The organism is Pseudomonas sp. FSL R10-2964 (genome assembly GCF_009600035.1).
Classification (GTDB): Bacteria; Pseudomonadota; Gammaproteobacteria; order Pseudomonadales; family Pseudomonadaceae; genus Aquipseudomonas; species Aquipseudomonas bubulae.
This window is the reverse complement of sequence record NZ_WIWH01000027.1, coordinates 18,065-40,050: the sequence shown is the minus strand read 5'-3', so window position 1 is coordinate 40,050 and position 21,986 is coordinate 18,065. Positions and strand designations below refer to the sequence as shown.

The 21,986-nt window shown below is 58.7% G+C and carries 19 protein-coding genes; 6 read left to right on the top strand and 13 right to left on the bottom strand.

The window, feature by feature from the left end; genetic code table 11:
- The first annotated feature begins 77 nt into the window (after window positions 1–77).
- Window positions 78–782, top strand: coding sequence for a YebC/PmpR family DNA-binding transcriptional regulator (locus GHN92_RS16030; RefSeq protein ID WP_016782338.1), 705 nt, complete (start codon window positions 78–80; stop codon window positions 780–782).
- 56 nt (window positions 783–838) lie between these two features.
- Here GHN92_RS16030 and GHN92_RS16025 read toward each other — a convergent pair whose 3' ends face one another.
- The 3 genes from GHN92_RS16025 to GHN92_RS16015 form a co-directional block, all read right to left on the bottom strand.
- Window positions 839–2,149: a protein kinase gene (locus GHN92_RS16025; RefSeq protein WP_133144183.1), complete on the bottom strand. Its 1,311-nt coding sequence runs from the start codon at window positions 2,147–2,149 to the stop codon at window positions 839–841.
- Between the two features lie 173 nt (window positions 2,150–2,322).
- Complete coding sequence (locus tag GHN92_RS16020; RefSeq protein ID WP_095001685.1) at window positions 2,323–3,474, bottom strand: M14-type cytosolic carboxypeptidase; 1,152 nt, start codon at window positions 3,472–3,474, stop codon at window positions 2,323–2,325.
- 540 nt (window positions 3,475–4,014) lie between these two features.
- Window positions 4,015–4,482 carry an Lrp/AsnC family transcriptional regulator gene (locus tag GHN92_RS16015; protein ID WP_095001684.1) on the bottom strand — a complete coding sequence of 156 codons (468 nt, stop codon included), beginning with the start codon at window positions 4,480–4,482 and terminating at the stop codon, window positions 4,015–4,017.
- A gap of 170 nt (window positions 4,483–4,652) precedes the next feature.
- Here GHN92_RS16015 and GHN92_RS16010 point away from each other — a divergent pair, with 170 nt between their 5' ends.
- Complete coding sequence (locus GHN92_RS16010; RefSeq protein WP_095020896.1) at window positions 4,653–5,705, top strand: Glu/Leu/Phe/Val dehydrogenase dimerization domain-containing protein; 1,053 nt, start codon at window positions 4,653–4,655, stop codon at window positions 5,703–5,705.
- A 47-nt stretch (window positions 5,706–5,752) separates the two neighbouring features.
- Here the strand turns inward: GHN92_RS16010 and GHN92_RS16005 are convergent, their stop codons facing one another.
- The gene (locus GHN92_RS16005; RefSeq protein WP_095001682.1) at window positions 5,753–6,100 is read right to left on the bottom strand and encodes a DUF6124 family protein; all 348 of its coding nucleotides are present in this window, start codon (window positions 6,098–6,100) and stop codon (window positions 5,753–5,755) included.
- A 129-nt stretch (window positions 6,101–6,229) separates the two neighbouring features.
- Here GHN92_RS16005 and GHN92_RS16000 point away from each other — a divergent pair, with 129 nt between their 5' ends.
- Complete coding sequence (locus tag GHN92_RS16000; RefSeq protein ID WP_095001681.1) at window positions 6,230–6,889, top strand: LexA family transcriptional regulator; 660 nt, start codon at window positions 6,230–6,232, stop codon at window positions 6,887–6,889.
- A gap of 60 nt (window positions 6,890–6,949) precedes the next feature.
- Here GHN92_RS16000 and GHN92_RS15995 read toward each other — a convergent pair whose 3' ends face one another.
- From GHN92_RS15995 to GHN92_RS15980, 4 genes are read right to left on the bottom strand one after another with little or no spacing between them, the layout of a single operon-like run.
- On the bottom strand, window positions 6,950–8,890 hold the full coding sequence (locus tag GHN92_RS15995; RefSeq protein ID WP_133144182.1) for an acetyl/propionyl/methylcrotonyl-CoA carboxylase subunit alpha: 1,941 nt from the start codon (window positions 8,888–8,890) through the stop codon (window positions 6,950–6,952).
- Entirely contained in the window at window positions 8,887–9,705 is an 819-nt protein-coding gene (locus GHN92_RS15990; protein ID WP_095025486.1) for a gamma-carboxygeranoyl-CoA hydratase, read from the bottom strand. The genes GHN92_RS15995 and GHN92_RS15990 overlap by 4 nt, the downstream gene beginning before the upstream one ends.
- Window positions 9,706–9,732: 27 nt before the next feature.
- Entirely contained in the window at window positions 9,733–11,340 is a 1,608-nt protein-coding gene (locus GHN92_RS15985; RefSeq protein WP_095001678.1) for a carboxyl transferase domain-containing protein, read from the bottom strand.
- An 11-nt stretch (window positions 11,341–11,351) separates the two neighbouring features.
- Window positions 11,352–12,515, bottom strand: coding sequence for an isovaleryl-CoA dehydrogenase (locus GHN92_RS15980; protein ID WP_095001677.1), 1,164 nt, complete (start codon window positions 12,513–12,515; stop codon window positions 11,352–11,354).
- 204 nt (window positions 12,516–12,719) lie between these two features.
- Here GHN92_RS15980 and GHN92_RS15975 point away from each other — a divergent pair, with 204 nt between their 5' ends.
- Entirely contained in the window at window positions 12,720–14,402 is a 1,683-nt protein-coding gene (locus GHN92_RS15975) for an AMP-binding protein (RefSeq protein ID WP_095020894.1), read from the top strand.
- Between the two features lie 672 nt (window positions 14,403–15,074).
- On the opposite strand, the gene GHN92_RS15970 is transcribed toward GHN92_RS15975, so the two are convergent.
- The 3 genes from GHN92_RS15970 to GHN92_RS15960 all read right to left on the bottom strand — a co-directional run bounded on the left by GHN92_RS15970 (window position 15,075) and on the right by GHN92_RS15960 (window position 17,470).
- Window positions 15,075–15,971 carry a hydroxymethylglutaryl-CoA lyase gene (locus GHN92_RS15970; protein WP_095001675.1) on the bottom strand — a complete coding sequence of 299 codons (897 nt, stop codon included), beginning with the start codon at window positions 15,969–15,971 and terminating at the stop codon, window positions 15,075–15,077.
- Between the two features lie 108 nt (window positions 15,972–16,079).
- Window positions 16,080–16,490, bottom strand: a complete 411-nt coding sequence (locus GHN92_RS15965) for a MerR family DNA-binding transcriptional regulator (protein WP_095001674.1) — start codon at window positions 16,488–16,490, stop codon at window positions 16,080–16,082.
- Window positions 16,491–16,516: 26 nt separating this feature from the next.
- Window positions 16,517–17,470, bottom strand: coding sequence for a LysR family transcriptional regulator (locus GHN92_RS15960; protein WP_095001673.1), 954 nt, complete (start codon window positions 17,468–17,470; stop codon window positions 16,517–16,519).
- A 155-nt stretch (window positions 17,471–17,625) separates the two neighbouring features.
- Here GHN92_RS15960 and GHN92_RS15955 point away from each other — a divergent pair, with 155 nt between their 5' ends.
- Window positions 17,626–18,831, top strand: coding sequence for an acyl-CoA dehydrogenase (locus GHN92_RS15955; protein ID WP_095019302.1), 1,206 nt, complete (start codon window positions 17,626–17,628; stop codon window positions 18,829–18,831).
- A 27-nt stretch (window positions 18,832–18,858) separates the two neighbouring features.
- On the opposite strand, the gene GHN92_RS15950 is transcribed toward GHN92_RS15955, so the two are convergent.
- Complete coding sequence (locus tag GHN92_RS15950) at window positions 18,859–20,166, bottom strand: substrate-binding domain-containing protein (RefSeq protein WP_153380574.1); 1,308 nt, start codon at window positions 20,164–20,166, stop codon at window positions 18,859–18,861.
- Between the two features lie 122 nt (window positions 20,167–20,288).
- Window positions 20,289–21,101, bottom strand: coding sequence for an exodeoxyribonuclease III (gene xthA, locus GHN92_RS15945; protein ID WP_095001670.1), 813 nt, complete (start codon window positions 21,099–21,101; stop codon window positions 20,289–20,291).
- Window positions 21,102–21,283: 182 nt separating this feature from the next.
- On the opposite strand from xthA, the gene GHN92_RS15940 reads away from it, so the two are divergent.
- A complete protein-coding gene (locus GHN92_RS15940) occupies window positions 21,284–21,934 on the top strand; it encodes a GNAT family N-acetyltransferase (protein WP_095001669.1) in 651 nt (216 codons plus the stop codon).
- The last annotated feature ends 52 nt before the right edge of the window (window positions 21,935–21,986 follow it).

The following is a 21,986-nucleotide window of genomic DNA, read 5'->3' as shown; positions in this document are numbered from 1 at the left end:
GCCGACTTCTTGCCGTATAAACTTGCGCCCATTCGACGGCCGACAGGCTGCGACACACCAGATTGAGAGAGTGAGTAATGGGCGCACAGTGGAAGGTTAAACATAAAGCGGACGCCGCCAACAGCCGCGGCAAGATTTTTGGCAAGCTGGCCAAGGAATTGACGGTTGCTGCGCGCAACGGCGCCGACCCGGACATGAACTCGCACTTGCGTCTGGTCTATGAGCAGGCCAAAAAAGCCTCGATGCCGGCTGACACCATCAAGCGCGCGATCAACAAGGGCGCCGGTATCGGCACCGAGGCCGTGCAATACCACCGCGTTACCTACGAGGGTTTCGCTCCCCACCAGGTGCCGCTGATCATTGAGTGCCTGACGGACAACATCAACCGTACCGTCGCTGAAATCCGCGTGGCCTTCCGCAAGGGCCAACTGGGCGCTTCGGGTTCGGTGGCGTGGGACTTCAATCATGTCGGCATGATCGAGGCCAAGCCTGATACCCCGGACGCAGACCCTGAAATGGCCGCGATTGAAGCCGGTGCCCAGGATTTCGAAGAAGGCGAAGAAGAAGGCACGACCTTGTTCATCACCGAGCCGACTGACCTCGACGCTGTACAGAAAGCATTGCCCGAGCAAGGTTTTACCGTGGTTTCAGCCAAGCTGGGCTACCAGCCGAAGAACCCGGTAAGCGGTTTGACGGACGAGCAGATGGCCGAAGTACAAGAGTTTCTGGCCAAGCTGGAAGAGCAGGACGACGTGCAGGACATGTTTGTAGCGTTGGCGTAAGCCATCGAGCCTATCCCGTAGCAGCTGCCGAGGAACGAAGGCAGCTGCTACAGGACTTACTCTAATGCCCGTATAACCTCGGCAAATCCCGGCCGTGCCAGTACCTCTGGCTGAATACAGCGCTGTTGCAACCCTTGCAGCTCAATGCGCTGTTGATCGCTCAAGCCCGAGTCGATCCGCTCCAGCAATTCGCCCAGTAAAATCCCGAACGCTCGCACTTCGATGCGTTGCAGCGCCCGGCTTTGCGGGCTGTCGTCCAGGGCATGGAAGCACGCGGCACCGAAATCGCCCAGCAGGCAGTCACCCCGGGCATTGAATAAAATATTGTGCGCGTACAAGTCGCCATGGCAGATGCCCTGCGCGTGCAGGTGGCCGGCCGCCGAGGCAATACCGCGGGCAATGCGCAAGGCGCTGTCGCGGGTGAAACGGGTGCTGTCGGCATACACGTCGCGGCTACAGGTGTCGAAGCTGGGCAGGGCCGCGAGATTGATAAAGGACGGGTCGATCAGTTCCATCACCAATGCGGCCTGATCGTCGGGATGACCCGTGACGCGGCCCAGTACCTTGATCAGGTTTGGATGCTGGCCTGTCGCGATGCAGGCATTCATTTCATTGAGCGGCGAGCCATCACTGGTGATGCTGCCCTTGTACAGTTTGACCGCCACCGGTTGCAGGGATTGCCCCGGTGCGCGCCACTGCGCCTGATAAATGATCCCGGAGGCGCCTTCGCCCAGCTTTTGCTCAAGCTCGAGCTGCGACCAGTCAATATTTGGCGTGGTGTCGGGCTGGTGCCGGGTGCTGGCATCTTCACGCAGCGGGTTGCCGGCATACGCCAGCCAGCTCAGGCCCGGCAAGGCCAGCAGGGTGTCGGGCAGTTCGCTGAACTGGTTGGCAGCCAGACGGATCAGCTCCAGGCGCTCGCACTTGGCCAGACTGGCGGGCAGTTGCTGCAAGCGGTTACCGGCCAGCATCAGCTTTTGCAGCAGTGGCCGCTGGCCCAGCTCTTCGGGCAGTTGCTCGATGCAATTGTCGGTCAGGATCAGCCAGCGCAGTAAAGGAGGCAGTGCCGCACCGGGTACGTTGGCGATCCGGTTGGCCTTGAAACCAATCATGCTCAATTGCGCACACTGCCCAAGACAAACCGGCAGCTCGGTGAATTGATTGTCCGAGCAAAACAGGATGCGTAACCGGGTCAGGCGATGCAGGTCAGCGGGCAGGCTGCTCAGGGCGTTGCCGCTGAGGTTGAGGATTTCCAGGGTGTCGGCCAACTGGAATATCTCGGCCGGAAACTCGGTCAGCCCGCACGACAGATCAAGACGTTTGAGGCCCGCCAGTTGGCCAGCGCGCAGTTTAGCGAGGGTATCCATATGCAGGGTCGGGACTCGTAAGCAGGACAAAAAGTGTCGCGCATGATAGCGATTTATCGGCTTGGGGCCGAGGATTTGTCGGCGGGTTATGAGCGCAAAACGTGATGCTCCTGGGCTCTGGCCAGTCAGCGGTAAAGGGCCCTTGGTCGGGCCCGGTACTGCTTATGCAGCTTTTAACGCAGCTCTCTGACCATCGTCGAAAGGGTGGTCAGCACGTCCTTGGCCAATTGCTTAGAACGCTTGCCATCCCAGCCGGTCTGCGGGTCCGGCGCATCGTTGTTGTCCTTGAACGGCATCTCCAGGGTCAGCGACAGGCAGTCGAAGCGTTGGCCAACGCTGTTGCAGGCCAGGGTCATATTGGCTTGCCCGGGTTCGTCGCGGGTGTAGCCGTGGGTGGTCTGGAAATCTTTGGTCAGGGCGCTGAGGTGCGTGCGAAAGCGTTCTTCCAGAGTTGCCAGGCGCTGGGTGTAGCCCGGGTTACCTTCGCAGCCTGCGGTAAACACGTAGGGGATTTCTTCGTCGCCGTGGATATCCAGGAAGAGATCGACGCCGTACTGGCTCATCTGCTCCAGGGCAAAAAACACTTCGGGGCTGACCTGCGGGCTGGTGTTTTGCCAGGCGCGGTTCAGGTCCTGACCGTTGGCATTGGTCCGCAGGTGCCCGTGGAAGGCGCCATCAGGGTTCATGTTGGGAATCAGGTAAAGATCGGCGTAGTCCAGCAGCTTGCGCATTTGCGGGTCGCTGCCTTGCTCCAGACGCTCCAACAGGCCTTCCATAAACCATTCGGCCATATGTTCGCCGGGATGTTGCTGGGCGATGATCCAGATCTTGCGCTTGTGGCTGGCGCCGCTACCTTTGCGCAACAACTGGATGTCGCGACCTTCAACGCTCTTGCCGGTGGCCAGCAGCTCGCAACCTGACCACTGCAGGGCATTTTTGATCAACTGATCATGACGTGCGCGGCTGTAGGGTTCGAAGTAGGCAAACCAGGCCTGAGGTTGCTCGGCTGCAAAATGAATATTCAGGGATGTGCCGTCGAAATCGCTCGGTACCCTGAACCAGTTTTCCTGATCGTAAGACGCCACTGCCTGGTAGCCATCCCACGCTTTATTGTAGGAAGACTGGCTGGCGTTGCTCAATTGGAAATGGTGGGTGTGACCGGGTGTCAGGCCATCGACCTTGAAATGGAACCACTGAAAATGCGGGCTCTTGGTGTCCGGCTTGATGGCAAGTTTTACCTGCAACGGGTTGCTGGTATCCAGCACCTGGATATTGCCGCTGTCGAAGTCGCTGCTGATATGAAGTGAAGAGGGCGCCACGGTCATCGTCCAAATCCCGAAATCTGATAATTGTGGACGTTACTGTACCGTGCTATGGCGATAGGCCAATACAGAATTTTAGGCGGGAGGAAGAAGGAAATAGCGAAGGGGGCGTCATCCTTGACGCATCGCAATTGTAGGGTTTTTGCGATTGATTCTCAAGTGCTAGATTGCCATTACGGCTATAGTCCTAGACTTCAGGCTTCCGTTTCTCGATGTTCTTTTGCTATCATCACCCTATCGTGACGGCCACCCAAGAAAATGGCTGCACACCAGACTTCATTAGCCTGAAGCACGCAGAGCCAGATAACTGGCCGCAAAAAAAAGACCCGGCCAGAAGCCGGGTCAAATAACCGTGATTAGCCTGATGAGGAGGTAATTCAAAAGACCGACCTAAGGTCCCTTGAATTATCGACTGATCTCGCGACCAGCTGCATGCAATAATAATCATTATCATTATCATTTGCAAATCAAGCTATTTCCCGCGCTTTTCCGAAATTAATTTTTCGCTCCCCGGCCCAATGCTCTATCCAGCGGCCTGCAGACCTAATCGAGTAACAGTTCCGTGGTGCGTTTGACCTCACTCATGGCGATATTGGAGTGGGCTTCCTGTACGTGTGGTTTCTGCAGCAAGTGATCGCGCAAAAAACGTTCGTAGCTGTCGATATCGTGGGTGACCACCTTGAGCAGGTAGTCCATGTCCCCGGCCATGGTGTAGCACTCGATCACTTCGGGGTAATCGGTAATCGCCTCTTCAAACTCGGTCAGATGGCGACGGCCGTGGCCCGACAGCCGCACATTGACGAACACCACTACATTGAGACCGAGTTTTTTCGGGTTGAGCAGGGCGACCTTGCGCTCGATCAGCCCTTCCTCTTGCAGACGGTGGATACGCCGCCAGCAGGGTGATTGCGACAATTCCACGCGTTCCGCCACCTCGGCGGCAGACAGGTCGGCATTGTGCTGAAGCAGGCGAAGGATCTTGCGGTCGATGGCGCTTAACTTTATCTGCATGAATTGATCTGTTTTCTTATTGTTTTTGAATGATGCATGCAGATTAGCAGAACAATTCCTGCAATTTAGAAAGAAAAATCCTAGGTAAAACCCTCACTCTTTTGCCACGGGTCACAGACTGACTTTAAGGTCTGGCTCGCATTCTGGCTAAAAACAAGAGAGAGAACGCAATGCCGATTTTTACCCACCCCGAATTCGATCACCACGAACACGTCCAGTTCTGTCATGACAAGGCCACGGGCCTCAAGGCCATTATTGCGGTGCACAACACGCGCCTGGGGCCAGCCCTGGGCGGTTGCCGCATGTGGCCCTATGCCGACGAGCAGCAAGCCTTGAACGATGTGCTGCGCCTGTCCCGTGGCATGACGTACAAGTCGGCGCTGGCCGGGTTGCCATTGGGTGGCGGCAAGGCGGTGATCATTGGTGACCCGCGCAAAGACAAGAGCGAGGCGCTGTTTCAGGCAATGGGCGGTTTTGTCGAGAGCATGGGCGGACGCTACATCACGGCGGCGGATTCCGGCACCGGGGTTGCTGAAATGGCCCTCATGGGCCAGCGCACCCGCCACGTGGTGGGTGCTGGCACCCGCGAACAACTGGGCGGTGGCACGCGCAGTGGTGACCCGTCTCCGGCTACCGCCCTAGGGGTCTTTATTGGCCTGCGTGAGGCAGTGTTGCAGCGTTTGGGGCGCCACGACCTGACGGGCCTGCGGGTGGCCGTTCAAGGGCTGGGTCAGGTGGGATACAACCTGGCCCGGCACCTGAAGGAGGCGGGCGCCGAGCTGTGGGTTCACGATATCCAGGAGGCCAATGTGCGCCGTGCTGTCGACGAACTCGGTGCCCATGCGGTCAGTGCACTGGATATTTACGGGCTCGATGTCGACGTGTTCTCGCCCTGTGCCATGGGTGCCATCATCAACGATGAAACCTTGCAGGTACTGCGTGCACCGGTGATTGCCGGTGCGGCCAACAATCAATTGGCCAAGGCTTCCCATGCCGATGAACTGTGGCGTCGGGGTTGCTTGCACGCACCGGATTACGCAATCAATGCGGGCGGCATTATTGACGTGTCTTACGAGTACAACGGTGGCACGCCTGAGCAGGTTCGCCAGCACGTTGAAGGCATTGGCGAGACGTTGCGTCAGATCTTTCTAAGGGCTAAAGCGCAGGACATGAACACCACGCGCATTGCCGACAGCCTCGCCCAGGAGCGTCTGAACGCGTGATAGCCAGGGCGCTGGTGCCCGCAGCAGGCAATCAGCGCCTTTTCACTTCAGCGGGCAGTCAGTTGTTGCATGTCGATAGCCTTGTCCAGCAATTGCCGGGATGGCTCCATAAGCAGCAGCAGGCTCAGCAGCAGATCCCGTTGAGAGCCCTGCTGATGCTCGCTGGCGCTTTGCGCATTGGCAATTGCGCAGCGCAAGTAATCCGAGGCCAGCACCAGAGCTTCTTCCTGGCTCACGTCATCGCTGACCTGGAAAATTTTCTTACCCGTAGCGTGTTGAGAAACAGGAGGTTTCAAATAATAGTCGAGGGCACGCTGGGTCGCGATGCTGTCCTTGATGGATTCAAGCCCGGCATCGGACTCGGTTTCGAAAGGGATTTTTGTTATTGGAGTCATGATTTACCTGCGTCTCAGGAGTTGATCGAGTCAGCTAAAGCAGATTAGTACATTAAGTATTTTTGTCTTATAAGTAAATAATACAATTCGTGTATTGTTGCGTCGAATTCAATCCGTATTGTTCGGCAGATGGATAAATGGATCGCTTTAGTCAGAACCAAATTGCGCGAGCTGAAACTCACGCAAGAAAAACTAGCCGAACGCGTCGGGGCTTCCCAGGGCGGAGTCGGCCATTGGCTCAATAAACGCCGTCAACCCGACTTGCCGACGATGAACAACGTACTTCACGCCCTTGGGCTGGAGCACCTTGAGGTCGCCCTGGTGATTCGTGAGCGCAACGAGGCGGGCGACAAGCCCGGGGTTGACGAATACACCTACGAGATCACATCGGCATTCCGCTACCCGGTGCGCGACTGGGTAGCGGCGGGTCACGTCAGCGAAAAGCTGCTGCCCGGTTATGCACCGCCCGGTACGCTGTTTGAAGTGAGTGATCACTACGCCAAGGGCGCTGCGTTCTGGCTGCTGGTCACGGGAGACGCAATGACTGCCCCGGTGGGGGTCAGCATTGCGCAGGGGATGATGATTCTGGTTGATCCGGACATCGAGGCCACGCCAGGCAAAATGGTCATCGCTCTTACGCCGGAATCCGATGCCACGACTTTCCGGCAGTTGATCGAAGAAAGCGGGCAACGTTACCTCAAGCCACTCAATCCGACCTACCCGAAAACCCTGTTTGATGAAAACTGCCGGATTATCGGCGTGGTGGTACAGGCCACTGCCAAGTTTTAGAAGCGGTGTGTCCATGCTGCAAGTGAAAAGGCGGATACCGGTCACGGTACCCGCCTTTTCTCATTCCAGCTCGACCAGTGCCGAGCCCTCACTGACCATTTCACCTTCCTGGAAAAACAGCGCCTTGATCACGCCTGCATGGGGGGCTCGCAGGCTGTGTTCCATTTTCATGGCTTCCAGTACCACCAGCTGAGCACCGGCCTCGACGGTTTGCCCGACCTCGACCAGCACACGTACGATGCTGCCGTTCATCGGTGCAGTCAGGCCGCCCTGGGCCGTGTGACTGGCGTCCACGGCGCTGATCGGATCGTGCAGACGCACGCAGTGCAGTTCACCGTCCCAGCGCAGGTACAGCGCATCGCCCCGACGGATGGCCAGGTGCTGACGGCGTACACCGTCCTGCTCGATGAGCAAGTGTTCATCGCGCAAAGTGGTGGTGTTGCCACTGAGGTGGATAACCTGCTGTTCACCCTTGCAGGCCAGAACCAGCAAGGTGTTTGCCGGCAGGCCGCTACGAAAGCCATTGGCTGTCGACCAGGGCGATGCCGGGTCATCGTTGCGCACCCGTAGCGGTTGGCTTTGGCTGAATGCCTGGGCAGCGGCAGACCAGAATGCCGTAGGCAAAGGTTCGGCAGCAGGCAGTAATTCTTCTTCGTAGCGTGGGATAAATCCGGTATCGAGTTCGGCTGCGGCGAAGGCAGGGTGGCCGATAATGCGGCGCAAGAAATTCAGGTTGGTTTTCAGCCCGCCAATAGCGAATTCATCGAGCATGGCCATCAGGCGCAAACGTGCCTGCTCGCGGTCTTCACCCCAAGCAATCAGCTTGCCCAGCATCGGGTCGTAGAACGGTGAAACTTCGTCGCCCTCGCTGACACCGCTGTCCACGCGACGGCCCGGGCCAGCGGCCGACTCGCGATACACCTCAAGACGGCCGGTTTGCGGAAGGAAATCATGGCCCGGGTCTTCTGCATACAGTCGCACTTCTATGGCATGGCCGTTCAACGGGACCTGAGCCTGGCTGATGGGCAGGGTTTCACCCCGTGCCACGCGGATTTGCCAGGCCACCAGGTCGAGGCCGGTGATGGCTTCAGTGACCGGGTGCTCAACCTGCAGGCGCGTATTCATCTCCATAAAGAAGAACTCGCCTCGCGCATCCAGCAGGAACTCTACAGTGCCCGCGCCCACATAACCGATGGCCTGGGCCGCACGCACGGCGGACTCGCCCATTGCCTGACGCTGTTCGACACTCAGGCCCGGTGCTGGCGCTTCCTCTACGACTTTCTGGTGGCGGCGCTGAATCGAGCAGTCGCGCTCATTGAGGTACAGGCAGTTGCCGTGCTGGTCGGCAAAAATCTGGATTTCCACGTGTCGTGGCTTGAGTACGTACTTTTCCACCAGCATGCGCGCATCGCCAAAGGACGACAGGGCTTCGCGCTGTGCCGAGGCCAGCGCCTCTGCCAGCTGGGCGACGTCCTCGACCACCTTCATGCCCTTGCCGCCGCCTCCTGCCGTGGCTTTGAGCAGCACCGGATAGCCGATGCGTTCTGCGGCGAGGCGAAAGGTTTCCAGATCCTGGGCGTCGCCGTGGTAACCCGGCACCAGCGGTACGCCCGCCACTTCCATCAAGGTCTTGGCGGCGGACTTGCTGCCCATGGCATCAATGGCACTGGCGGGCGGGCCGAGAAATATCAGCCCGGCAGCTTCAATGGCACGGGCAAAGCCTGCGTTCTCCGACAAAAAGCCATAACCGGGATGAATGGCCTGGGCCCCACTGGCCTTGGCGGCTGCAATGATCTTGTCGATTTTCAGGTAGCTGTCGGCCGCTTTGCTGCCCCCCAGGTCTACGCAGATATCGGCTTCGCGGCAATGCCGCGCATCGCGATCGGTCGCGCTGTGGACGGCTACTGTGGTGAGGCCCAGGGCCCTGGCTGTGCGCATTACCCGACAGGCGATTTCGCCACGGTTGGCAACCAGTACGGATGTCAGAATAGGGGCGCTCATGAACGCGGCTCCAGGGTCGATGGATCGGCTTGCCAGCTGGGGGCACGTTTTTGCAGAAAGGCGCGCAAGCCCTCCTGGCCTTCGGGGCTGACGCGGATGCGAGCTATGGCGTTTTCGCAGTAACGGCGAATAGCCAGGGTCGGTGCTCCGTGGCTGACTTCCCGCAACAGGTCCTTGCATGAGCGCATGGCCTGGGGGCTGTTGAGCAGCAGGTTGTCAATCCAGAGGTCGATGTGCTGTTCAAGCTCGGCGAGCGGGTAGCACTCCGATAGCAAGCCCAGTTCCCGGGCACGTTCGCCGCTGAAGCGTTCAGCCGTCAAGGCGTAGCGGCGGGCAGCGCGCTCACCGATGGCCTGCACCACAAAGGGGCTGATCACCGCAGGTGCCAGGCCGATACGCACTTCCGACAGACAGAACTGCGCGTCTTCGGTGCCGATAGCCATGTCGCAGGCACTGATCAGGCCCAGCGCACCACCATAGGCCGCGCCCTGGACCACGGCCAGGGTGGGCATTTTCAGCTTGGCCAGGTTGTACATCAGCTCGGCCAGGTGGCGGGCGTCGTCAAGGTTGGTGTGGTAGTCCAGTTCGGCCGATTGCTGCATCCAGGCCAGATCGGCACCGGCGCTGAAATGCTTGCCGCGCCCGCGCAGCACCAGAAAACGCAGGGCAGGGTCGGCTTGTACGGCCTCCAGCGCCAGAATCAGCTCACGAATCATCTCGGCATTGAATGCATTGTTCTTCTGCTCGCGGCTCAACCACAGGGTGGCAAAGCCCCGGGGATCGGTGTGCAGTTCGAGGGTGTTGAAATCCATCATGTTTGTCAGTCCTGAAAGGCTGTGGGGTTACATCCGGAACACACCGAAACGGGTGGCTTCGACAGGGGCGTTCAAGGCCGCCGACAGGCCAAGGGCCAAAACCTCTCGGGTTTGCGCCGGATCGATCACGCCGTCATCCCACAAGCGCGCGCTGGAGTAGTAGGGGTGGCCTTGATGCTCGTACTGGTCGAGGATCGGCTGCTTGATCTCGGCCTCTTCCCGGGCTGTAAACCCGACGCCATTGCGCTCGGCCTGTTCGCGCTTGACCTGCACCAGCACACCCGCGGCTTGCTCCGCACCCATCACGCCGATTCGGGCATTTGGCCACATCCACAAGAAGCGTGGATCGTAGGCGCGGCCGCACATTCCGTAGTTGCCGGCGCCAAAGCTGCCGCCAATGATCACGGTGAATTTGGGCACCCTGGCGCACGCAACGGCGGTGACCAATTTGGCACCGTGTTTGGCAATCCCACCGGCTTCGTATTTCTGCCCGACCATAAAGCCGGTGATATTTTGCAAAAACACCAGGGGGATGCCGCGCTGACAGGCCAGCTCGATAAAGTGCGCGCCCTTTTGCGCGGCCTCGGCAAACAGGATCCCGTTGTTGGCCAGAATCGCCACCGGGTAACCCTGCAAATGGGCAAAGCCGCACACCAGCGTGGTACCGAACAGGGCCTTGAACTCATCGAATACCGAGCCATCCACCAGCCGCGCAATCACTTCGCGTACATCAAAAGGCTGCTTGGCATCAGCCGGGACTATGCCGTACAGCTCATCACGGTCGTACAGCGGTACCTGTGGTGTGCGCTGCTGCAACTGGCCCAGCTTGCGCCAGTTGAGGTTGGCAACGCTGCGCCGGGCCAGCGCCAGGGCGTGTTCGTCGCTGTCGGCATAGTGGTCGGCCACCCCGGAAATCTTGCAGTGCACATCGGCCCCGCCGAGGTCTTCGGCGCTGACCACTTCGCCCGTGGCGGCCTTTACCAGCGGCGGGCCAGCGAGAAAAATCGTTGCCTGTTGACGCACCATAATGGCTTCGTCGGCCATGGCGGGTACATAGGCACCGCCTGCGGTACAGGAGCCCATGACCACGGCAATTTGCGGGATGCCCGCTGCGCTCATGTTGGCCTGGTTGAAGAAGATCCGTCCAAAGTGCTCGCGGTCCGGGAACACCTCGTCCTGGCGCGGCAGGTTGGCACCCCCCGAGTCCACCAGATAAATGCACGGCAAGCGGTTCTGCTCGGCGATGGTTTGCGCCCGCAGGTGTTTTTTGACCGTCAGTGGGTAGTACGAACCGCCTTTGACCGTCGCGTCGTTGGCGACAATCATGCACTCCACGCCCTCGACCCGACCAATGCCGGCAATGATCCCGGCTGCCGGAACGTCTTCGCCGTACACGTTGTAAGCCGCTAACTGACTCAATTCAAGGAAGGGCGAACCGCTGTCCAAAAGGCGGTCAATCCGTTCGCGAGGTAGCAACTTGCCTCGTGAGGTATGCCGCTCCTGCGCCTTGGCGCCACCGCCTTGTTGCACCTGCGCTAGCAGGGCATGCAAGGCGTCGACCTGTTTGAGCATGGCGTCGCGGTTAAGCCCGAACTCGGCCGAACGCGGGTTGATTGTCGTCTGCAAGATGGACATGCCTGCGCTCCTTAGCGGGTTTCGTTGAAGAGTTCGCGACCAATCAGCATGCGTCGGATTTCGCTGGTACCAGCGCCGATTTCATACAGTTTGGCGTCGCGCAGGAGGCGCCCGGCAGGGAATTCATTGATGTAGCCGTTGCCGCCGAGAATCTGAATGGCATCGAGGGCCATTTGCGTGGCGCGTTCGGCGCTGTACAAAATCACGCCGGCTGCATCCTTGCGCGTTGTTTCGCCACGTTCGCACGCGGCAGCCACGGCATACAGATAGGCACGGCTGGCATTGAGCTGGGTGTACATGTCAGCCACCTTGCCCTGGATCAACTGAAATTCGCCGATGCTCTGGCCGAATTGCTTGCGGTCGTGAATGTACGGCACGATCAGGTCCATGCACGCCTGCATGATCCCGGTGGGGCCGCCCGAGAGCACCACACGCTCGTAGTCCAGGCCGCTCATCAGGACCTTTACGCCGGCGTTGAGGGTGCCCAGCAGGTTCTCTTCAGGCACTTCGACATCGTCGAAAAACAGCTCGCTGGTGTTGGAACCGCGCATGCCAAGCTTGTCGAAATGGCTACTGCGGCTGAAGCCTTTCCAGTCACGCTCAACGATAAATGCGCTGATTCCGTGCGGGCCTTTCTCCAGGTCGGTCTTGGCATAGATCACATAGGTGCTGGCGTCCGGGCCATTGGTGATCCAGGTTTTGCTGCCGTTGAGGACAAAGTGGTCGCCGCGTCTGTCGGCGCGCAGTTTCATCGAAACCACATCGGAACCGGCGTTCGGTTCGCTCATGGCCAGGGCACCGACGTGTTCGCCGCTGATCAGCTTGGGCAGGTATTTGAGTTTCTGTTCGTGGGTGCCGTTGCGGTTGATCTGGTTGACGCACAGATTGGAGTGGGCGCCGTAGGACAGGGCCACCGATGCCGAGCCGCGGCTGATTTCTTCCATGGCCACCACATGGGCCAGATAGCTCAGGCCGGTGCCGCCGTACTCTTCTGAGACGGTGATGCCGAGCAACCCCATGTCACCGAACTTGCGCCACATGTCGGCCGGGAACAGGTTGTCCTTGTCGATTTGCGCCGCCCGTGGCGCCAGTTCGGCAGCGACGAATGCCTGGACCTGATCGCGCAGCATATCGATGGTTTCGCCCAGGGCGAAGTTCAGGGTGGGGTAGCTCATGGGGCACCTATATTCATTGTTCTTGTGGAGGCAGTTACTGCGTCGCCATTGATAACCTTTACGTTAACGTAAACTTGGCGCCTTTAACTGTCAACGACCTTTACGTTAACGTCAACTTAGGCCAGAGTATTTGTTGTTCTTCAAATGAGCCGGTGCAGTACGCGCCTTGCTCATGCTCCCAAAACAATCACAAGAGGAGTTGCCATGAAGTTGCAATCCGTCCCCAGTTACAGCCAGGGTGCGCTGGACAAGCCGCTGCTGGCGATGACGATAGGCCAGGCTTTTGATCAGACTGCTGCGCGTTACCCGCAGGGGGAGGCGTTGGTGGTACGCCATCAGCAGCAACGTTATACATGGGCACAATTGGCCGAGGAGGTCGACCTGCATGCCAGGGCACTGCTGGCTTTGGGTTTGCAGGCAGGGGACCGGCTGGGGGTGTGGGCGCCTAATGGCGCCGAGTGGTTTATCAGCCAGTTTGCCAGCGCCAAGATTGGCGTGATTCTGGTCAATATCAACCCGGCATACCGGCTCTCGGAACTCGAATACGTACTCAAGCAATCGGCGTGTCAATGGTTGGTGTGTGCGGGCGCGTTCAAGACGTCCAACTATCACGCCATGCTCCAGGAGTTGATCCCTGAGCTGGCGGAGCAATCGGTCGGGGCGCTGGATTGTGTGCGCTTTGCCGATTTGCGTGGGGTCATCAGCCTCGCGGCTGAGCCGCCGGCAGGTTTTTTGCCGTGGTCGCACCTTGCCATGTTGGCTGACGAGGTCGAACCGGAGCAGTTACGCTGCCGCGAAGCCAGCCTGCACGTCGACCAGCCGGTCAATATCCAGTACACCTCCGGTACCACAGGCTTCCCCAAGGGGGCGACCCTTAGCCATCATAACATTCTCAATAATGGCTATATGGTAGGCGAAAGCCTGGGGCTGACGGCCAGCGACCGTCTGGTAATCCCCGTGCCGCTTTATCACTGCTTTGGCATGGTGATGGGTAATCTGGGTTGCGTGACCCATGGCACTACCATGATCTACCCTGCGGAGGCCTTTGACCCGGGCCTTACGCTGCAAGCGGTTGCGCAAGAGCGCGCCACCGGGCTGTACGGTGTGCCGACCATGTTTATCGCCATGCTCGACCACCCGCAGCGTGCCTCGTTTGATCTGTCGAGCCTGCGCACGGGGATTATGGCCGGGGCCACATGCCCGATCGAGGTCATGCGCCGCGTCATCAGTGAAATGCATATGGGCGAAGTACAAATCGCCTATGGCATGACCGAAACCAGCCCGGTATCGATACAGACGGGGCCTGCGGATGAACTGGAATTGCGGGTTACCACGGTGGGGCGTACCCAGCCACAACTTGAGAGCAAGTTGATCAATGCTGCGGGCAACACCGTTGCCCGGGGTGAGATTGGCGAGTTGTGTACCCGTGGCTACAGCGTGATGCTCGGTTACTGGAACAACCCGCAGGCCACCGCTGATGCCATCGACGGCGACGGCTGGATGCATACCGGTGACCTGGCGCAGATGGATGAGCAGGGCTATGTACGCATTGTGGGGCGCAACAAGGACATGATTATTCGCGGTGGAGAAAATATTTACCCGCGGGAGCTGGAGGAGTTCTTTTTTACCCACCCGGCAGTGGCTGACGTGCAGGTTGTGGGTATCCCTGACGCCAAATATGGCGAAGAGATCGTTGCCTGGATCAAGTTTCATCCCGGTCATACGGCCAATGAGCTTGAGCTGCAAACCTGGTGCAAGTCGCGGATTGCGCACTTTAAAGCGCCGCGTTTTTTCAAGTTTGTCGATGCATTCCCGATGACCGTGACCGGCAAGATCCAGAAATTCAAAATGCGCGAGATCAGTATTCAGGAGTGCCAACAGAAATGACCAAGCCCGTGGGAACGGGCTTGCTCGCGATGGCATCACCGCGATTTGCCAGACAGACCGCGGCGCCTGAATCGCGAGCAGGCTCGCTCCCACGGGGGTATGCAGTTAAGCAAATTATCAAACCACAGACAGCACAAAGGGGAGCCGAGGCTCCCCTTTAATATGTCGTTGCGTGCTCTTTTTTTATTATTGAAGGGCGGTCTATTGTTGTTTTTGGAACTCGCCCTTTTGCTGCGTTTTTGTGCGACCCCCATCCGGGGTCAAGAGCAAACGTATTTTTTTGAGCGCTGATCCACTTTTATCACCGGCTATCAAACCCGTGATCCAACCTGTGCGGGTGCTACCTGAAGGTAGTTTTATTCTTCTCTGCCCGGTTGCGAGGTGGTTTTTAGGCGCCTCGGAAAAGTAAACCTTCTCCAAAAAAATCTGTTAGCTGCGTCTCTGCCGTGTTGTTTTTGTTATGTCAGAGTCGTTTCGTATTGTTTTTATTATGTTGCTGCGGTTTTTATTCTTGTTATGCCATAGAGATAGCAGGATCCGTGCCAACTTTTAAAAACCCTTATAAATCAACTACTTGAGAATTAAAGCAATAAAAAACCGGCCTTGGGCATGGCCGGTTTGTTTCCGTGTTACTCGTTTGTGTGGCGGCGAGGTAACACCCCGGAACACTTTTTAGCCCTGGCGGGCCTTTGCCACCCGTGATCCGGTAACACGACCCAGCACCTTGCAGATGTGCGCGCCGGCCAATAACAGCTTGTCCATGTCGACCCCGGTTTCGATGCCCATGCCGTTGAGCATGTACAGCACGTCTTCCGTGGCCACGTTACCGCTGGCACCCTTGGCATAGGGGCAACCGCCGAGGCCGGCGATGGAGCTGTCGAATACCGCGATGCCTTCCTGCAGGCTGGCGTAGATATTTACCAGCGCCTGACCGTAGGTATCGTGGAAATGCCCGGCGAGTTTTTCCCGCGGGACGCAAGCCGCTACCGTCTCAAACAGGGTGCGTGTGGACGTCGGTGTACCGGTGCCGATGGTGTCGCCCAGTGACACCTCGTAACAGCCCATGGCGTACAGCTCCTGCGCTACCTGTGCCACCTGCTGCGCACTGACCTGGCCTTCATAAGGGCAGCCCAGCACACAGGACACATAGCCGCGTACGCTGATGCCGTGCTGCCTGGCCGCTTCAATAATGGGCACAAAGCGCGCCAGGCTTTCGCTGATCGAGCAATTGATATTGCGTTGCGAGAACGCTTCGGATGCGGCGGCAAATACCGCGACTTCCTTTACCCCGGCGGCCACGGCATCTTCAAAACCACGCAGGTTCGGTGCCAGCGCACCGTAGACCACGCCCGGCTTGCGGCGGATTTGTGCGAAGACTTCAGCCGAACCGGCCATTTGCGGCACCCACTTGGGGGAGACAAAGCTGCCGGCTTCGATATAGCCCAATCCGGCGTCGGTCAGGGCGTCAACCAGTTGCACCTTGTCCGCGACACTGATGGGTTGGGCCTCGTTTTGCAGACCGTCGCGCGGGCCTACTTCGATCAGCCGCACATGGGTTGGAAGTGTCATGGGGATCACCGTGTCCGTTGAAATGGGGTCTTGCCCAACCCTCACCCCAGCCCTCTCCCGGAGGGAGAGGGGGCAGATGGGGGTGTGCTGGAGTTCGCAGGCGGTCAGTCAGAGCGAGGGACTGTTAGTCGTCTGTTTTTTTATGGTCTGTTCCAGCGCCTGGAGACACCGCTCTTCAGCGGTATCGAGTTCCAGCTGCATCTGCTGGATATCCAGCAACTGCTGCTCAAGCTGCTCGCGGCGTTCGGCGATTTTGGCCAGCATGCTGTTGAGCTGTTTCTGGTTGCCGCTGGTGGGGTCATAAAGCTCGATCAGTTCGCGGCATTCGGCCAGCGAAAAGCCGATGCGCTTGCCGCGCAGAATCAGTTTCAGGCTGACTTTGTCCCGCGCCGAATACACCCGCTCCTGACCGCGTCGTTCAGGGGCGAGCAGGCCTTGCTCTTCATAAAAGCGAATGGCACGGGTGGTGATGTCAAGTTCACGGGCAAGGTCGGAAATACTGTACGTCTGGCTGCTCATGGGCGGGCTCTGGAGAAATCGTGTTGCTAAACTAAAGGTTGGTTGACGTATACGTCAAGCAGGCTTGCGGCTTCGAATTTCTGTTGTTGCTGGCACAGCTCTATCAGTTGCTCGCGCATCCAGCGATTGGCCGGGTCTTGCTCGGTACTTTCGTGCCAGTACAAATGGGTTTCCACATTGGGCAGTTCATTGAGGGGCAAGGCTACAAAGTGCAGGCCATGGCGGCGGGCAAAACGCTCGGGCACGGTCATTGCCATGTCGGTTTGCTGCAGCACATTGGAGGCCATCAGGTAATGCTGCGAGCGCAGGGTGATCTTGCGCTGCAGGCCCATCTTGCCCAGGGCCAGGTCGACCTCGCCGAGGCCGTTGCGTCGGGTCGAGATATGAATGTGGGTCAGCGCCAGGTATTCATCCAGGCTCAGGGTTGCCTTGCCGGCTGATGGGTGGCCCTGGCGCATGGCGCAGACGTAACGGTCTTCCATCAATTTGACATGGCGTACCTGCGGGTCGGTATTGAGGGGGGCATCTATCGCAAAATCCAGACGCCCGGCAGCCAGATCACTGGTGGTCTCACGCCGATGAGAGAGAAAACTCTCGACCACCACCGAAGGCGCCTGACGCCGTAGCCGCTGGAATAGCGGCGGCAAAATCACCGCTTCTGACAGGTCTGTCATGCTGATGCGGTAGGTCTTGTTGGCTTGCAGGGGGTTGAAGGTGCGGCTTTCCTGCACCGAAACACGCAACAGCGCCAGGGCACTGCGCACCGGGCTGATGATGTTCTGTGCCATGGGGGTGGGCACCATGCCCTGGGCGGTGCGCACGAACAGCGGGTCATTGAAGCTCTCGCGCAATCGCGCCAGGGCATTGGACACGGCTGGCTGGGTGATGCCGATAATCTGCCCGGCGCGGGTCAGGTTGGCTTCGGTATAGATGGCGTCGAAGACGATAAACAGATTGAGATCGACCTTGTTCAGGTTCATGACGCGCTGGCTCTTGTTATTGGAAAGGAAAACGCGCCCCGATCATATATTGCTTATGAATGGTAATACACGTCGTTAATAGATGGCGCAAATAAAGGGTGGCTAATCTAGCATCGGGTATCACTTTTCAGCAGCCCGGTAGAAGGTAGTCACTTATGGATTTCGCTTACTCTCCGAAAGTTCAGGCCCTGCGTGAGCGTGTGACAGCGTTTATGGACGCCCATGTTTACCCGGCGGAGGCGATTTTTGATCAGCAGGTGGCTGAAGGTGATCGCTGGCAGCCCACAGCGATCATGGAAGAGTTGAAACTCAAGGCCAGGGCTGAAGGGCTGTGGAATCTGTTTTTGCCAGAGTCCGAACTGGGCGCCGGGCTGACCAACCTTGAATACGCGCCGCTGGCAGAAATCATGGGGCGCTCGATGCTGGGTTCCGAGCCCTTCAACTGCTCGGCACCGGATACCGGCAATATGGAAGTACTGGTGCGCTACGCCAGCGAGGCACAAAAAAAGCAGTGGTTGGAGCCGCTGTTGCGGGGTGACATTCGCTCGGCGTTTGCCATGACCGAACCGGACGTCGCCTCGTCGGATGCTACTAATATGACGGCATGCGCCGTGCGTGACGGTGACGAGTGGCTGATCAATGGCCGCAAATGGTGGACGTCGGGAGCTTGTGACCCTCGCTGCAAGATCATGATTTTCATGGGCTTGAGCAACCCTGAAAATCCGCGGCATCAGCAGCACTCAATGATCCTGGTGCCGGTAGACACCCCAGGGGTGAAAATCGTACGGCCACTGCCGGTATTCGGCTACGACGATGCTCCTCATGGTCATGCCGAAGTGCTGTTCGACAACGTACGAGTGCCGTATGAAAACGTTTTGTTGGGTGAAGGCCGGGGCTTTGAAATTGCCCAGGGGCGTCTTGGGCCGGGCCGGATTCACCACTGCATGCGCTCGATTGGCATGGCCGAGCGGGCACTGGCTTTAATGTGCAAGCGTTCGCTGGCACGTACCGCGTTCGGCAAGCCGCTGGCACGTCTGGGGGCCAATATCGACAAGATCGCCGACTCGCGCATGGAGATCGACATGGCGCGCCTGTTGACCCTCAAGGCTGCGTATATGATGGACACGGTAGGCAACAAGGTGGCCAGAAGTGAAATCGCCCAGATCAAGGTTGTCGCGCCCAACGTTGCCTTGAAGGTGATTGACCGGGCCATTCAGATGCATGGCGGGGCAGGGGTTTCGGCGGATTTTCCGCTGGCTTATATGTACGCCATGCAGCGCACGCTGCGCCTGGCGGATGGCCCGGACGAAGTACACCGGGCGGCAGTGGGCAAGTTTGAGCTGGATAAATATGCACTCTAGGGAGAGGGGGCATTTGACCTTGCACACTCAATAAACCCACACCTCAACCCGACGATTCTTCTGGCGCCCTTCATCTTCGATATTGGCTGCCACCGGCATTTGTGCGCCATAGCCCCGAATTTCCCTGGGCACCACGCCGCTTTTCACCAGCTCGCGGCGTACGGCCATCGCCCGCAACGTTGACAGCAATTGTGCACGCTGCGGGTCATCCTTGGCATCGCCAAAACCCACCAGTGTGATCTGTTTGTCGAGTTTGCCATGGGCGCTAAGGTAGTCGGCCACACGCAGCAAGTCCTGACGCGCCTTGTTATCCAGTGAGGCGCTGCCTTCTTCAAAACGGAAGTTGACTGACAGGCGCTGTGCCTCCCGCGTCAGCGCCTGATACGCCTGGGGCATGTGCGCGCCCGGTAGCACGCTGCCAGCTTGTACGCTTTGGGCGACAAAGCCGTTTTGCCCGACAATGGCCTGACCTTGCGGGCTTTGGGTGAAGGCAACCAGTGCTTTTGCCCAGGGATTTATCGTCGAGGGAGGCAGGTAAAAGAACAGACGCCGCGACAAGGGGTAGTCTTCGCTGGCAATCAGGCTGGTGAGCGGCAGCATGGGCTGCGATGCGCCATCAACGATAGCCAGGGCCTTGGCCTCACGGATATACGGCAGGCCGATAAAGCCGATGGCTTGTGGGTCACGGCTGACGGCATCGGATAGCTCTTCGCTGGATTCGAAACGCTGTGCCGTACTGCTCAAGGACTGCCCGTTGCGGTTCAAGACCAGCTCTTTAAAGGTCTCCCAGGTGCCGGACTGGCCATCGCGGGCATATAAATGAATGGCACCACCGACCCCGCCCAGCTGTTCCCAGCGGCTGATCTGGCCACTGAAAACCTGTGCCAGTTGCTCGGTATCAAGCTGATTGAGCGGGTTGCGCGGGTGGAGAATGATCGCCAGGCCATCGATGGCAATCACTTGTTCGGCGCTCGGGCTTTTCAGGTCTCCCAGGCGCTCAAGGTCTACCAGTTCGCGGTCCTTGATGGGGCGCGAGGACGCCACCAGATCCGCATGCCCGGCGGCCAGGACAGTAAAGCCGGTACCCGAGCCATGGGCGGCGACATCCACCCGGATCTGCCGGCCCTGCGCCGTGGTGCCGACAATAGTGTGCTCGTTGGGCGGGATGACCGGGACACTGTGGATGTCATGCAGGCCTTGCTCGGCGAGCATGGCGCTGACCAGTGCAGGGCCAAGGTTGGCGCCGATGGTGTTGGAGCCCTGGATGCGCAGGTCGGCAGCGCAGACCAGGCCGGTCAGCGCGCATAACAGGGTCAAGGACATAAGACGCAGCATCGGCAGGCACCTTCCTGGAGCCATAGAAAGGCCTGCAATTTAAGTCAGAAAGGTTTCAAGCCGATGACAGGCCCCTCTGTAGCAGCTGCCGAAGGAACGAGGCTGCTGCTAAGGGATTGTTCTTAGCTCAACTCCAGCCAGATCGGCGCATGATCCGATGGTTTTTCCATGCCACGCAGGTCGTAGTCCACACCCGCTGCCTTGATTCGTGGCACCAGCCCCTGGGAGGCAAGGATCACGTCAATGCGCAGGCCACGCTTGGGCTCATCCTCAAAACCACGGCTGCGGTAATCGAACCAGCTGAAACGGTCGGCCACGTCCGGGTGCAGGTAGCGAAAGCTGTCCACCAGGCCCCAGCCCTTGAGACGTTCCAGCCACTCGCGTTCTTCCGGCAAAAAGCTGCACTTGCCGGTTTTCAGCCAGCGCTTGGCGTTGTCCGGGCCGATACCGATATCGCAGTCCTGCGGCGAGATATTGATATCGCCCATTACCACCAGTGGTTGTTCATTGCTGAACTGGCTTTCAAGCAGCTGCTGCAGGTCGCTGTAGAAACGCTGCTTGGCCGGGAATTTGGTGGGGTGATCGCGGTTTTCGCCCTGTGGGAAGTAACCATTCATGATGGTCACCGGCTGGCCGTTTTCGTCAGCGAAAGTGCCCCAGATAAAACGCCGCTGGGCGTCATCTTCATCACCGGCAAAACCCTTGTGCAGCTCCAGAGGTGCCTGGCGCGAGAGCAGGGCGACCCCGTAATGGCCTTTTTGACCATGGAAGTGCACGTGATACCCCAGCGCTTCGATGTCGGCGATGGGGAACTGATCGTCATGGACCTTGGTTTCCTGCAGGCCGATCACGTCAGGCTGGTGTTTCTCGATCAGCGCTGCCAGCTGATGTGGCCGAGCGCGCAGGCCGTTGATGTTGAATGAAACGATTTTCATGGGCGGGCAGTCCTGAACAAAACTGCGATGCTAGCGGACTGACGCTCTGGCTGCCAGCGTGCAGTGGGGCAAATGCACTGCTAACGTAGGATGCACTTGGCCATGATGGAACTGTTGTGGCCCTCGGGGGTTCGTACGCATTAGAAGCGCCGCTATCCAGGCCGCGCCGGGGAGTTGATCGCATGACGCAAACGCCGAACGCCACCAGTCAGATCCAGTTGCTTGACAGTGGCTATTCAAGAGAAGCGCGCTCCTTGCTGTATCAGGCCTATCGCCATGAGCCGACATTCCGCTTTCTGTTCAACGCCGAGCGCAGCGGTTACGAACAACGGGTTCGCGCGACAGTGCGGGAGCTGGTCAGGCAACATTTTTTTCAGGACTTGCCGGCGCTGGGGTTGCTGGTCAATGACCGTCTGGTGGGCATTGCCCTGATTGCCCCGCCGCAGCGGCGCCTGGGGATTACCGAAAGCTGGGCCTGGCAGTTGCGCATGGTGCTCAGTGCCGGGCTGAACTGCACGCGGCGGTATCTGGACTATCACCAGGCAGTGCAGGCCTGCGTGCCGGGAGATGCCGTGCATATGCTGCCGTTGCTGGGTATTCATCCCGAATTCCAGGGTTTGCATTACGGTGAGCAGTTGCTTGAAGCAGTGCATAACTGGTGCGCCGAGGACGAGCACTCCGAAGGTGTGGTGCTCGACACCGGAAACCCGCATTACCTTGAATTCTACAAGCGCCAGGGCTATGTGGAGATCGGGGAAGTTGCGGTGGGGCCGGTGATAGAACATGTGTTCTTCCATGCCAATCCGCAGGTGTCACATACCGCAACGGTTTGAACACGAACTTTTTGCCCGTTGACGCGCTCTATGAGCACCCCAGCCCGTGATA